The sequence below is a fragment of the Microbacterium sp. W4I20 genome, assembly GCF_030816505.1.
GTDB lineage: Bacteria > Actinomycetota > Actinomycetes > Actinomycetales > Microbacteriaceae > Microbacterium.
Window position 1 is genome coordinate 1 of sequence record NZ_JAUSYB010000002.1, and the last position, 13470, is coordinate 13470.

The window sequence follows — 13470 nt, forward strand, 5'->3', positions numbered from 1 at the left end:
GAGGTCGGTCAGGCGTGGCCCGCCGGCCGGGAGGAGGTCCTCGTTCAGGTCAAAGCTTTTGCCGATCTGCTCCTGTACCGACTGGCGGACTGCTCGGAGCGCGAGCATGACGACGGGATTCCGGCTGCCGACCTTCAGGTCACGAAGACTGATCACCCCGTTGGGGGAGACGTGGACGCGCGCTGTCCCGCGCGCCGATGCTCCCAACAGACGCCAGCGGATGCCTGCTCCTGCGTCGATGCGGATTCCGTCTGCGCCGTCCTGGGTGACGGTCGCTTTGAGTCGGTTCAGGTGGATGCCGTTGCTGTGTAGCAGCGGACGCGCGAGGGACGCTATCAGTGGTGAGAGGTCGTCGGCACGAAGTGAAGCGGTGAATGCTCCGCGCATGCCGGCGCCGTCGTCGGCGAGGTCGATGCCGTGGATCGTTTCCGGCTGATCGGGGAGGGTGGGTTCTGCATAGACGAGCCATTCCACGGGAACGTCATGGATTTGGGCGTCGACCGAGATGGCGATGCTGTCGATTCGGATGGGGTCGGCGATCAGCCGTGCGGAGCGCAGCACGCCGGGGCGTCGCTGCACGATCTCCGGGGCGGCGGCGGGTGGGGCATTTGCGATCGCCGGGTTGTTCGGCGAGTGAAGGGTCAGTTCGACACCGCTCGCATCGATCGAGAGCAGTTCGAGGGTCGCCCCGGACACGTCGGCGGAGATGCTCACGTTCTCCAGCCCGCGCACCAGTTCGGCGTCGGTGGGCTGCAGGCCGGCGCGGATCCAGCGGATCACGGTGTCGCTGTCGCCGGGCCAGTGCAGGTCAGGTGTCATCGCACCATCCTCGCGTATCGCTCGCCAGCGTCGAACGACCTACGCACGGTCACTGTGCGGCGTCTGGGGGATCGGAGAGCCCTGGGGAACTCGGTGCGGCTGTCGAGAGGTGCCGTTCTGCGGTGAAGAGCACGATTAGGAGACCCACGACACTCGCCAGTGCGGTGAGAGGGGGGAGTAGGCCGAGCGCCGGCGCGATCGCGACGAAGACTGTCGCGATCGTGAGTCGTGCGATGTTCCAGGTGCCGAGCAGTCGTCGCGCGAAGGCTGCGGTTCCTGCGAGGTAGCAGGCGACTCCTCCGCTGAGTGCGGCGGCGCCGAAGAGCCCGAGCCCGTCGGTGGATTCGATGTGTGCCATCGCGACTTCGAGGCCGAGCGCGGCGAGAACGATCCCGCCGACGAGCAGCAGGTGGAGGTAGGTGTAGGCGTCGGTTGCCGCTCGGCCGCGCCCGGAAGCGGGCACGGCCCGGAGTGCGTGCTCTGCGTCGCCGGCCAGTCGGGTGAAGTAGGCCCACCACAGCGCGATGCAGATGAGCATCGACAGGACGACGCCGCTGAGGATTCCGACACTGATGGGTTCGGTTGCGGCACCCGCGCCGATGCCGAGGATCGATTCGCCCAGGGCGAGGATCACGATCAGTCCGTGCCGTTCGGTGAAATGGGCGGTGGAGCGCACGGGCCAGGCGATACCGATGCTGGTGCGGTAGGAGACGATCGGCTCGATCGCGACTGCAGCGATGGTGCACCAGATCTGCCACGGGCCACCGAGCAGAGCCCCGGTGACGAGGAGAGCTCCGGAGGGGACGACAGAGAGAGCGACGGTGATCAGGGTCCGTCGACGGAGTGCGGGTTCAGCGAGCCACACGAACACAATCGCATGAGTGGCACGGGCGACGAGGTACGCACCGACGAACACCAGCGGGCCGAACAAGCCGCCGGGCAGGTCGTCGTAGGCCTCCAGGACGACGAGGCCGGCGACGAACATCGCCGTCATCCCGATGATCATCGCCACGCGCACCACGCCTTGGTCCGCGTGGGCGATGTTGGTGAGCCACCCGTACGCCGTCCACGCCCACCACAACAGTGCAAGGATGACCAGCGCCTGGACGATGCCAAGCGCATCATGCTGCTGCGCCATCAGGCGGCTGAGCTGCGTGAATGCGAACACGAACGCGAGATCGAAGAAGAGCTCGAGCGTCGTGACGCGATCGCCTTCGCGACTGGTGACCGCCCGAGTCAGCGAGGCGCCTGAACCGATTCTGCGACTGTTCACGGCGTGACCCGAGCGTTGCCGCGAACGACGAAGGGCGACAGGCGCTCGCGGAACACGGCGGTGAGCCGGGCACGGTTTCCCGGATCGAGACTCTCGGCGCTGGGGCTGACGACGTGCCCGTTCTCGAGGTAGCTGCCGGAGGGAACCGTTGCCGTGCTCGCGGCGAGGACGAGCTCCGCACCGTGGGATGCGGGCCCGCCAATATGTCCCATCATCGCGGTGCTGAGCGGGGTGTCGTTGAGCCCCGGACACAGTGCGATCACATCGTGGGACGATGCGGCCTCTTCCTCGGCGAGGAGCGAGGACCATGTCACCATCGCCAGCTTCGCCCTCGCGTAGGCGGTGATGGGGGTGTAGTCGTGTCCCAGGTCCATGTCATCGAAATCGAAGTGCTCGACACGGTGCGCGGAGGAGCCGACGTTGACAATCCGAGCGCCCTCGGCGAGGCGGGGGACGAGGAGGCGGGTGAACAGGGCCGGTGCGAGCGCGTTGACCTGCAAGGTCCGCTCGAATCCGTCGGAGGTGACCATCCGCTCCGGCGCGCCAGGAACACCGGCGTCGTTGATGAGCAGATCGATCGATGGCGCCACCGTGCCGACGCGCTCCGCCGCCTGGACGACGTCGGCCAGGTGGGTGAAGTCCGCCGAGACGTAGTGGACCGCGGCGCTGCCCGCGCGCCGGATCCGCTCGAGGACACGAGCGGCATCCTGCTCCGATTCGACACCGAGCACGATCAGAGTGGTCGCCATGCTGGCGAGGCGGAGGGCGGTCGCCTCGCCGATGCCGCTGGTGGCACCGGTGAGGACGACTGTTCCGAATCGGACGCTCACAGTGCGTACCCTCCGGAGGCCTGGATGTCCTGGCCGGTGATCCACGCCGAGTCATCGGAAACGAGGAACGCGATGACCTTCCCGACATCGGCCGGCTCACCGATGCGCCCGAACGCGGTCTTCGCGGCGAGCCCATCGATGACCTCGGGGAAACGTTCGAAGGCGTTGTCGCCGAGACGGGTCCGGGTGGGGCCGGGGGAGATGGAGTTCACACGGATCGACCGACCGGCCAGTTCCTTGGCGAGGAAGCGGGTGGCGATGACCAGGCCGCCTTTCATCGCCGCGTACCCGGAATACCCGGGCTCCGTGTCACCGGGCCACACCGAGCTGCTGGACGTGTTCACGACAGCGCCGCCGTCCGCGATTAGGGGCAGGAGGGCTTGGGTGAGAAAGTACGGGCCGCGCAGCAACACCCGGTAGTAGGCGTCGAAGGCGTCCTCTGTCATCTCCTCGAAGCTCATGCCGCCCCCGAAACCGGCGTTGTTCACCAGCGCATGGATGCGATCGGTGCTCCACTCGCTCTTCAGCACGCGGGTGAGTGCGTTCGTGAAGTCGGGGAGGGTGTTGGTGCGGGCGATGTCGAGCGGAAGAGCGACAGCGGTGCCGCCGTTTCCCCGGATCTCCTCGACGGTCTGCTCTGCTCCCTCGGGGCGTGCGTTGTAGGTGATGACGACGCCCATGCCGCGGGCGGCGATCTCGACGGCGGCACCGCGTCCAATGCCGGAGCTTGCTCCGGTGACGACGACGATCTTCTGGTCAGGTGTCTGTTCGCTCATACTTCAACACAACCGTCAGACGCATCCGACGAGTTAGGGGAATCCCGCCGACTCCTTGCACGATCCTGCCGACGTCGCCAGAAATGGTCGCTCGGACCGAGCTTTGCTGTTTCACTCTTCACATGTCCTTCGATGAGTTCCGCAGCCTGGTGGCGCGGCATGCCCCGGGTGGTATCAGCACAACGCCGATCCCCGGTGTGCTCGTGTCGCGAATGGATGACGGCGGGCCGCAGGATGAGTCGACCACAGGCACCGTACTGGCGGTCGTCGCACAAGGCACAAAGCGGCTCTCCGTCGGCGGGACAGTTCACGACTATGGCGCCGGTCAATACCTGGTCGCGTCCGTGGATCTTCCTGTCTCCGGCCATTTCACCGACGCCACCCCCGAGAACCCTGCCCTGGGTTTCGGTCTGGAACTCCGACCCGAGGTCATCGCAGAGTTGATGCTGACCGTCGCCGCCTCGGAGTTCCCACGCCCGGCTCGTGGCGAGTCCTCCCCGCCGGCGATTGCGGTCGGGGACGTGTCCGCGCGCCTCCTCGACGCCACCATCCGTATGCTGCGGCTGCTCGACCACCCCCGCGACATTCCGGTGCTCGCGCCGATGATCGAACGGGAGATCCTGTGGCTGATCATGTCGGGCGATCAGGGCGCGACCGTGCGTCAGCTCGGTCTTGCCGACAGCACCCTCAGTCGGGTACGACACGTCGTTCGCTGGATGCGGGAGCACTTCGCCGAGTCGCTCCGCGTCGACGACCTCGCGGAGCTCGCGCGCATGAGCCCCTCGGCGTTCCACCGAGCGTTCCACGCCGTGACGTCGATGAGCCCGATCCAGTACCAGAAGAGCATCCGCCTGCAGGAAGCACGGCTACGGCTCATCGCGAACCCTGGCGACATCGGTGCGACGGCCTACGCCGTCGGCTACGAAAGCCCCTCACAGTTCAGCCGGGAATACCGACGCGAATTCGGGGCCTCACCCAGCGAAGACGCGGCAGCACTCCGCGCCGCAGGCACCTAGGAGGTCTACCCGGAGTGGCAGCCGCACCGGTGAGAGTAAGGGGATGCCGTCTCGGGGGAGAGGTAGGGAGCGTGATTGTCCCGGTTTTGGTACCTTCCACCCGCGAGCCTCCCCAGAACTCGCGGGGTGGAAGGCCAGAGCTCGGTGCGGATCGTCCCCAGTACCGCAACGCCGCCGCTCTGCGACGAAGAGTACGCCTCGAAACCGGAAGCGTCTAGATCGCGACCGGATGCAACAACGCCACGGAGACCAACCGGAACGCTCCTGGCGGCCTGCCTCTGGAGCGCCGGGGGAGGGCCTATCGGAATGCGACGCGGAGGGGTAAGTTGACGCTGGATCGCAGGAAATGGCGATCCGCGGGCCGGTGAAGTCCCCAGCAACACCGGCTGGTGGTCCCGAGGGTTCCCCAGACCTATCGGGACCACCCCTACCATTCCGAGGGCCTGTGGAAGCCGGTATATTCGCCGTTACACATCGGCGATCCATAACGTTGACCGAGGGCGGAGCGTTCCCAACCCAACCCGCCGTCGCGAGCCAGGGCGCAGCAGGCAACCGCGTCCCAACCACGGTCTTCGTCACCCTGACGGTCACATCCCCGCCGGCGGGGCGAACCTAGGCTGCTCCTCCAAACCCATGCCCACCGACGGTGCAATCGGGACCGGCGGCGGATGCATGATCGACCGCGCCGGGACGACTCACACTCTCGGCGACTGCCTCTGGCATCAGGTATCCCGGCCTCTCACTGAGGCGGCACGCGGGTTGCTTCACATCGGGGAACCGCAGCCACCAAAATGCGGTCGATCGCTCGAGCCTCCGAGGCAAGCGGAACTAAGCTACCTGGACAGAGTCCACCCTTCGATGGCCCTTAACATCGCGGAAGCCCTGCAGCTGGCGGCCCGATATATCCCTCAGGGAAGCAGGCCGTCAGCGTCCCTCTCTCGCCCTCATCCATAGTGTTCGAACCACGAGGGCGAGTGACCAGTTCGATCAGGCGGGTAGCGGCGGGCGGGCGGCATCCGTCGGCCCATCATCAACGGGCTCCGGGACGAGATAGAGGCCGCTTGGGGCGCTAGCGGTGAAGGCGAGGGCGTCGATCCAGGCGCGGTTGATCGCGGGTTGTCGGCTCCCGGCGTATTTGAAGACGAGCGAGCTGCCGGCGTGCAACCAGACCGTGGTGCGTCCACCGCCGACGCTCATGTCTTCCCGCCATGTGAAAGGGAATGGCTCCCCACGGCGGAGCTTCGCGGAGATAACGAGCTGCAGGTGGGTGAGGGCACGATCTTCGATCTCTATCTTCACGCCGCCTTCATACATGAACTTGCCCACCGTCGGACCTCCTGTCCTGCCAGGGTCCCGCTGGGAACACGGGCGAAGCACTGGTCTTGGTTCGACTACATTCGCACACTCCACGCTGTTGCGCGCCACTCCTTGACAAGCCATGCTGCGTGAGCGCTGCGCGCGGTGAGGCCAGAGTTCACGCGGACCGCCACCCTGATCGTCCGCCCCCAGAGTTACCGTCAGCGTTCGGTTTGGTGCGTGGTGGAGACCATAGACTTTTCGTCATGGGAAGTGGTTTCGATCACCAGCATGAGAATGACTCCGTGCACGGTGGCAACGCTAGCGCCGGTCACCAGGCGAATCCAGGCGATGCTGGCGGGCTACCGTCAGTGCCGTTGGTGGAGGCGTCACGGACCGAGGCCGTGGAGCCCAAACCGTCGTGGCGGGGCTGGATCCACGCGGGCGCGTTCCCGTTGGCAGGGGTGCTCGGTATCATCCTGATCGTCTCGGCGGATGGCGCGGCCGCGAAGCTCAGCTCGACCGTGTTCGTCGTCACGTCCGTGTTGTTGTTCGGCAATTCGGCTCTGTATCACCGGGTGAACTGGTCGCCCCGCACCCGGCAAATCATGCGTCGCGTGGACCACGCCAATATCTTCTTGCTGATCTCGGGCTCCTGCACGCCGGTCGCGGTTCTCTGTCTGTCACCAGCGAAGGCCGTCATCCTGTTGAGCATCGCGTGGGGTGCCACGGCCTTCGGCATCGCGTTCCGTGTGTTCTGGATGGGAGCGCCGAGGTGGCTGTATGTGCCGCTGTACGTGCTCGTCGGCGTTTCCCCGCTGATCTTCCTCGGTGACCTTTTTGCGGCAAGCCCGACCACCACGACCCTGATCCTCGCCGGCGGCATCCTCTACATCATCGGCGCGGTCATCTACGCCCTCAAGCAGCCCAACCCGGTGCCAGGGGTGTTCGGATTCCATGAGGTCTTCCACGTCTTCACCGTGCTCGCCTTCCTCTGCCACTGGGCCGGCATCGCGATCGTGGCACTGGACCCTGCAGCCCGCTGACACACCAACGGGCGACGTTCCCTCTTCGCACCGATTCCGACCTCTGAGCCCACGAGCACGCGCGGACTAGCGCGCAGACGCGCGGCGTTATTCGGACTCGACGCTGCTGGTGTGATGGGGGACACCTACAGGTTTCGATTCGCTTGATCCTCGCTGGCGCAGATATATCGCGAAGGCGACCATCGCCCCGACGGCGAGAAACTCGGACTGCCAGTTCTGCAGGGTCCGATTCCAGAACTCCGCGGAGGTGACGTAGTCCAACCAGGTCTCGGGAGGGAGACCGTGCAGGGCGTTCTCCTCGTTGGCGACGACGTGGCCGGCGAGCGACTGTGCGAACCAGGAGAGCAGGAAGATCGTGCCCATGACCAGCAGGAGCGAGTTCGAGTAGATCCAGAGCCGGATGCCGTGAGCCCGCGCCCATCGGGGAGAGTCGGGTCGTGCGTGGGTGCCGATCATTTGGTCCTCGTCGGTTCCGAGCCCCTCATCGCCCGGCTTCTTGGACTCCGGTGAGCCGCGTTGGATGAACCAGATGGTGGCGAGGATGAAGAGGAAGAACTGCAGGAACTCGGACTGCCAGTTCTCGGCGACGTCGACGAGAAAGTCCGACGACGTCACGAACTCGAGATAGCCGACCGGAGGCTGCCCGTGCTGGGCCAGCTCCTGGTTGTTCTGCGCGAAGCCCGCGAAAGACTGCCCGATGATGGCCAGCAGGAAGATGGCGAGGAAGACGAGGGTGAGGCCGGAGTCCCGGACGAAGCGGCGCATCGGTCATCGCCCCATCAGCGGGAGGACGATCATCACCGCGAGCCCCAGGGCGATGATCGCCGTCCACGTCCAGAAAGCCATACGCATCGCACCGGTGTCAGGTGCCTTGTCTGTCATAACGTCTCCCATCATCGAGATGATCTTCCCAGGAACGAGCAGCCACCCTAACGGTCTTGACAGACAGTAATCGGTCGAAGCCTGCTCAGACGGAGGGCGTCGCCGGTTCGGGAGTTTCGAGAACCTCATCGACGAGCATGATCCCGCCGGAGGAATTAGCGGAGTGCATCAGTTCCTCGATCCACTGCATGTTCAGCTGAGGCGGTTCGGGCTCATCGAACGTGAACCGGAGCGGTATCGAGGGGTGCAACCAGATCGTCGATCGACCACCCGGCTCGCCCTCCGGGTGCCTCCATGAGAGCGTGAAGCTCTCCTGGCGGCGCAGCTTCGTAGCGATCACGATCTTCAGATGCGCGAGCTCGCGATCCCCAATATGGACGGGGTCGCCTGAGCCGTAATGGAGGGTGGCCATCCCCACACCTTAACCGGCAACCGGCTCACTCGCATCAGTTCGCGAGTGCCTTCCTCATCGCGTCGTACGCGGGTGTCGGCTCGTCGTCGTCGAAGAGGAGGTCGTGGCCCTGGTGCAGGCCGCGGTCGTCGTCGATCCACCAGTCGAACCGATCGTCGACCCCCCACGTCGTGTAGGAGACGCACGCTTCCGAGCGGAGGCAGGCTGCGAGGACCGTGGCGTACTGCTCCGCCTGGGCATCCTGGCCCTCGCTGTCCGTGACGTCGTTCTCGGAGATCCGAACGACCAGCCGGGCATCGGCGAAGCTGTCGAATGTGGTGGCGAGATCATCGGCCGAGATGGCATCGGTCTCAAGATCGTAGACGTGAGCCTGAAGGCCCACGCCGTCGATGTGTCCGCCCTGTTCGTTCGTGTCGAGAGCAAGCTGAAGCAGGGCGTCCTGACGGGGACCGGGCACGTCAGCGCCGTTCTCGTTGATGAACTGCCTGACGTTGGGGTCCGCATCGTGAACCGCCTGCGAGACGACCTGCGGGTAGGCCGGTCCGAAGACGCGATGCCAGATGTTCTCCTGCAGACCGGTTCCCTGATCGACGTCGAACGGTTCGTTGACGACGTCGAGCGACGCGAGCCGACCCCGGAAATGCGTGACGACGGTGGTCACGTAATCGAGCAGAACCTCGGCGCTGGCCTGGCGGTCCTGCTCGGAGCCGGTGGGAAGCTCCTGCATCCAGCGGGGCATCGCCTCGGTGAAGGCGATGGTGTGGCCGTGCACGGCGATTCCCTTGCTCTCCGCAAGGTCGAGAAGGGCATCGGCCTCCTCGAAGGTGTATTCCCCTTGCCGCGGAGAGAGCGCCTGCGGTTTCATCGCGTTCTCCGGCGTGAGGGCGCCGAACTCGCCCACGAGGTTGTTCGCGTAATCGGCATCCGAGGCCAACGGACCGAGTGCCACCGCCGCACCCATCAGGAAGTCCGGGCGAGCGCGGGCAGCAAGAGCCTGCAGACCATCCGGAGACGGTTCCGCGTCAGCCGCGGCCGGACCCGCGGTGGTCAGGGCAGCACCACCCGGCGCCGCGGCAGTGAGCGAACGGACCGTGAAAGAGCCCTCCTCGCTCGACAACCCCCACCAGAGCTCCCCCGAACCGAAGACGTCGCCGAGGGGCAGCGCGGACAACGTTTCGCCGCCGCTCGCGATCTCGAGCCGGTCGCCGAAACGGTGTACCGAGAGCTCGGCCTCGGGGTCGATGACCGTGACGTGCGCGTCGTGCACCGGCTGGGGGTCGGTCACGTCGGGCGGGGGAGAACCGTCGAAGACGGCGATGCGGAGGTCATCGCCGCGGAGGGTGAGCTGGAGACCCGCGGGCTCGATCCGGAACTCGTCCGCGATCACCGGCGGGCTGTCGTAGACGGCCAGGGTCGCGTCGGCGGTCACGTCCGTGAACGACACCCGGAGCGAGAACTCCCCCGGGGCCACCAGATGCGTGCCCGCGAGGTTGATCGGTGGGTTGGGCTGGCTTCCCCGTCCGTCCTGCTCCACGATGCTTCTCCCCGTCGCAGTCACCCGCACACCATCGCCGTCCGCGACGATCCCCGACACGTGCCGCCAGTCTTGCTGCAGCAGATCGATGACGGTGCCCCGCTCGGATGGTGAATCCGTTGAACTGCAGCCGACCAGGGCAAGAAGGATGCTCGCGGCCGCCAAACTCACGACGCGCCGTCGCCCAGCGCTCAGGGTCGACATCAGTGGACGTCCTCCCAGGAGGGCCACCTGGTCGGAGCCGATGGTGCTGTCGGCTGCGGGATGGCTGTCGCGATGTGGGTGGTATGGGGCGATGAGCTTGTCGAGCTCGGGTCGGTGTTGGGGGGAGCGGGGCACGGTCAACGATCCGTTGACCGATCTCAGTCGTCCTCGCCGCGAGCGAGCTCGTCGGCGAACGCTCTCGCGATGGTGCTCTCGTCGGGAAGTGCTTTCTGTGCTTCCTCGGTGAGTTCATACCGGCTCACTGCGACGGGTTGGGTCGTGGACGCAAGCGCATAGCGGACGACCGTGTCGTTCTTTCCGGCGACCAGCAGAATTCCTACCGTGGGCAGGTGCTTGTCTGAGATGCGGAATCGGTCATCGACGGCAGCGACATAGAACCCCAGTTGGCCGGCGTCGCGTGGATCGAACTTGGTGGTCTTCAACTCGATGACGACGTATCGGAGCTGTTCGACGTGGAAGAACAGAAGATCGATGTAGAAGTCGTCGCCGTCGATGTCCAGGTGTACTTGGCGGCCGACGAACGCGAATCCCGGGCCGAGTTCGCGCATCGTGTCGAGGATGCGGTCAACCATGCGCTGCTCGAGTTCGCGCTCCGTGGCGTCGCCGTCAATGGCAAGAAACTGCAGCGCGTAGGGATCCTTGGTGATCTCTTGCGCAAGGTCGGAGTCTGCCCGTTCGAGCGCTCCCGTGAAGTTGCTCGGTGCAGCTGCTTCTCGCTCATGTAGCCGAGTCGCGATCTGGTGTGCGAGCACGGGGCGACTCCACCCATGAAAGGCGGACTTCCCGGCATACCACTCGCGGAGTGACTGATCGTCAAGCTTCGTGGTGAGATCGATGACCTGCCCCCACGGCAATTGGTCAACGGGACGTTGACCAATTGGATCAGGTTCCGCCCACGTATCCGCGAACCGTCGCATGTACTTGAGGTTGGTGACGGAGAACCCCGTCATCGTCGGGAACTCAGCGCGGAGATCGGCCGCAAGCTGAGTGAGGATCCCATCACCCCAGGACGCATGCTTCTGCCGGTCCAGAATGGTGCGACCGATCCGCCACCACAACCGAAGTAGCTCGTTGTTGGCCTTCCGCTGCACCCGCAGGCGGGCACCGTGAACCTGCCGTTTCAGATCCTCAAGAGTTGCCGCGTAGTCGTTGGGAGTGACCTCACTCATACCTTCACCGTAGACCGTGAACACTAGGCGGCTACCGAAGAGACCTCCGTGCCCGCACAACGGGGGAGAAGCGACCATCGGTTCTGCTTCTGCGACTCCAGCAAGTTGGCCCCCGGCTACCTCTTCCTCTCCGCTCCGACGGGATCAGCGAGGGTCCATTCGTCGACGCTCCGCAAGTCGTCGCCGGCGTGTACGTCATCGAAGCGTCTGAATGGACGAGGCACTTGCCATCGCCGCCGAACCCCGAAGTCCGCGGCCGCGGCGGAGTCGAGGTACGACTCATCCACAGCGGCGGCGCCAGCGATGCCTAAATACATCACGGCGAATCGTGGCGCTTTTCAACGATACCCTTCGACAGAACCGCTCACCGCGTGACTCAAAAGATCAGAGTCAGCGTCGTCGCAAACACTATAGATCAAGGTCAGCTGCACTAACCGTGATCAGTGACAACTCGGACGGACTCTGGTCGCAATCTGCAGTGATGAGCAATGGGCCAGTCGGGGAAGGAAAAATAGTTTGCCATCTTCCTTTCCCGCCACGCCATTCAGTCTTCTCCGCGAACGACTTATCCAGAGTTATTATTACCAGCTCGCCACTCGGTTTTGAAAAAGTGAGGTCAGGAGAATTCTGAGGATGGAAGTTGATACGATATTCACCCACTGGAGTCTCTGTAGTGATTGAGACTTCGTAGTGGTTGTCGCGATTGAGGATCAACTGAGCTCCCACGCTAACCTCCTCAATGGCGGCGACGCGATATATGGCTGGAAGTTCCCCTATGACGGCTTCGAGAGAATATGTTTCCGACATTCACTTTCTCCTCTGCTAAATGCTTTGTAGGTGGGGGACAGGGAAATGGGTGCGCCTCGTAGGTCGCACCCACCTCCCTGTGTTCGATCGGATTCGTCACCAGCCGCAGGGGGCAAATCCGTAGACGTCTTGTGCGTCAGCAGTGTACGTGACCCCGCCGATGATCACGGTCGCCCTCGCGTACGTCCTCATGTTGGTCTGATTCTTGTTCTTGCAACTCCAGCTCACGGTACGCGCGCGGCTAGAAGCCCGAACAGTGCTGGAGTTGGTCTCGTCTACCAACGTTCGCGTGTCGAGACCGTTGAACGGGTTCGTTGCAACGATTCGCTGACGAAGCACGTGGCGCGTCCAGCTCTTGTTGCCGCATGAGGTGAGGGACTCGTTGACGATCTGAGACCCGGTCGGACTCATGTAGGCGATAACGACCATGCCGCACCCCGAAGGCAAAGCCATCGTGGTTACCTCCGAGGCTGGCTCCGTGACATACGGTGCGTACTGAACCGCGCCTACCTGTCCGCCTTCAGCGATGAGCTGGGTCACGCGTTCGGAGACCTGTTCCTGAAGCGTGGGAAGCGGGATGCTGGCGAGTTCCGACTGAGCGTCTTCGGTGATGGATCCGACCGTCGGCGACTCTTCGGAGTCCGCGTTTGCCGGGGCAGCCATTCCGAGACTCAGAGTCAGGACCGCGACTCCGATTGTAGACATCAATGTCTTGACACTTGGCAATATCTCATACCTTCCGCTAGGCGTAACATGACTTATTGATTAAGGAGAAGCCAATTGATGCGCAAAACACCGCTTCGCGCCAAGGTAAGCACAGGCAGGCGGAGGATGCAAGGATTTTTTGCGCATCGCCCGCTATCTACTCAGGCGACTTGCAGTTGATATCACTTCATGCGCCGCTTGTCTGTCCTCTTTATGGGGGACAGGGCTCTTGCGTGGAGGAGCCCGTGTTTGTGAACCGCATGCATGGGTTGCGGGCTGCAGTTCGTACCACTTCGTTTGCGCCTTGTCTGTCGCCTTTATGGGGGACAGGGTTCTTGCGCCGAGCGCGAGTTGCTGGACGCCCACAGGGGACCAAGCGGACTTCTACGCCGAGAGCTCCTACTGGGCATTGCCATGAGCCGTTACCCGGACACGCGCCGGTGTGAGGCTAGCGGCGAGTCAGCCTCCGCGATGTCTGCACTCTTACATAGAGTGACTACCGTGAGGGTTGATTCTCGCACGGAGGACCTTCTAGCTTCTCAACCCGCAAAGGAATCCGTTACTGAGATCGTCATGATGAGTTTCGTGTAGCTGTTCGTCGGGTTCGGCATATGCGTCACCATCAGTAATGGGGACGTCGGACGAGGGATGAGCCTCCCAGCGGCCGCTGGCGTGGTCGT

General features: G+C 64.2%; 12 protein-coding genes. 2 read left to right on the top strand and 10 right to left on the bottom strand.

Going from position 1 to position 13470, the window contains the following annotated elements:
• The 4 genes from QFZ21_RS20370 to QFZ21_RS20385 form a co-directional block, all read right to left on the bottom strand.
• A partial coding sequence (locus tag QFZ21_RS20370; RefSeq protein WP_307381419.1) for a hypothetical protein occupies positions 1-819 on the bottom strand: 819 nt, incomplete at its 3' end.
• A 49-nt stretch (positions 820-868) separates the two neighbouring features.
• Complete coding sequence (locus QFZ21_RS20375) at positions 869-2092, bottom strand: low temperature requirement protein A (protein WP_307381422.1); 1224 nt, start codon at positions 2090-2092, stop codon at positions 869-871.
• Positions 2089-2922: an SDR family NAD(P)-dependent oxidoreductase gene (locus QFZ21_RS20380; protein ID WP_307381424.1), complete on the bottom strand. Its 834-nt coding sequence runs from the start codon at positions 2920-2922 to the stop codon at positions 2089-2091. Before QFZ21_RS20380 ends, QFZ21_RS20375 begins: the two co-directional genes overlap by 4 nt.
• Positions 2919-3698, bottom strand: coding sequence for an SDR family NAD(P)-dependent oxidoreductase (locus tag QFZ21_RS20385; protein WP_307381426.1), 780 nt, complete (start codon positions 3696-3698; stop codon positions 2919-2921). Before QFZ21_RS20385 ends, QFZ21_RS20380 begins: the two co-directional genes overlap by 4 nt.
• A 122-nt stretch (positions 3699-3820) precedes the next feature.
• Here QFZ21_RS20385 and QFZ21_RS20390 point away from each other — a divergent pair, with 122 nt between their 5' ends.
• Complete coding sequence (locus QFZ21_RS20390) at positions 3821-4714, top strand: AraC family transcriptional regulator (protein ID WP_307381427.1); 894 nt, start codon at positions 3821-3823, stop codon at positions 4712-4714.
• Positions 4715-5701: 987 nt separating this feature from the next.
• On the opposite strand, the gene QFZ21_RS20395 is transcribed toward QFZ21_RS20390, so the two are convergent.
• Positions 5702-6040, bottom strand: coding sequence for an ATP-dependent DNA ligase (locus tag QFZ21_RS20395; protein WP_307381429.1), 339 nt, complete (start codon positions 6038-6040; stop codon positions 5702-5704).
• A gap of 119 nt (positions 6041-6159) precedes the next feature.
• Between QFZ21_RS20395 and QFZ21_RS20400 the strand changes: the two genes are divergently transcribed.
• Complete coding sequence (locus QFZ21_RS20400) at positions 6160-7056, top strand: hemolysin III family protein (protein WP_307381431.1); 897 nt, start codon at positions 6160-6162, stop codon at positions 7054-7056.
• Between the two features lie 87 nt (positions 7057-7143).
• Here the strand turns inward: QFZ21_RS20400 and QFZ21_RS20405 are convergent, their stop codons facing one another.
• The 5 genes from QFZ21_RS20405 to QFZ21_RS20425 all read right to left on the bottom strand — a co-directional run bounded on the left by QFZ21_RS20405 (position 7144) and on the right by QFZ21_RS20425 (position 12748).
• Positions 7144-7821, bottom strand: a complete 678-nt coding sequence (locus QFZ21_RS20405) for a DUF6766 family protein (RefSeq protein WP_307381434.1) — start codon at positions 7819-7821, stop codon at positions 7144-7146.
• A 202-nt stretch (positions 7822-8023) separates the two neighbouring features.
• A complete protein-coding gene (locus tag QFZ21_RS20410; RefSeq protein WP_307381436.1) occupies positions 8024-8350 on the bottom strand; it encodes a hypothetical protein in 327 nt (108 codons plus the stop codon).
• A gap of 34 nt (positions 8351-8384) precedes the next feature.
• A complete protein-coding gene (locus QFZ21_RS20415; protein ID WP_307381439.1) occupies positions 8385-10088 on the bottom strand; it encodes an endo-1,4-beta-xylanase in 1704 nt (567 codons plus the stop codon).
• A 158-nt stretch (positions 10089-10246) separates the two neighbouring features.
• Positions 10247-11278, bottom strand: a complete 1032-nt coding sequence (locus QFZ21_RS20420; protein WP_307381443.1) for a YhcG family protein — start codon at positions 11276-11278, stop codon at positions 10247-10249.
• A gap of 903 nt (positions 11279-12181) precedes the next feature.
• Positions 12182-12748 carry a hypothetical protein gene (locus QFZ21_RS20425; RefSeq protein WP_307381444.1) on the bottom strand — a complete coding sequence of 189 codons (567 nt, stop codon included), beginning with the start codon at positions 12746-12748 and terminating at the stop codon, positions 12182-12184.
• Positions 12749-13470 lie beyond the last annotated feature (722 nt).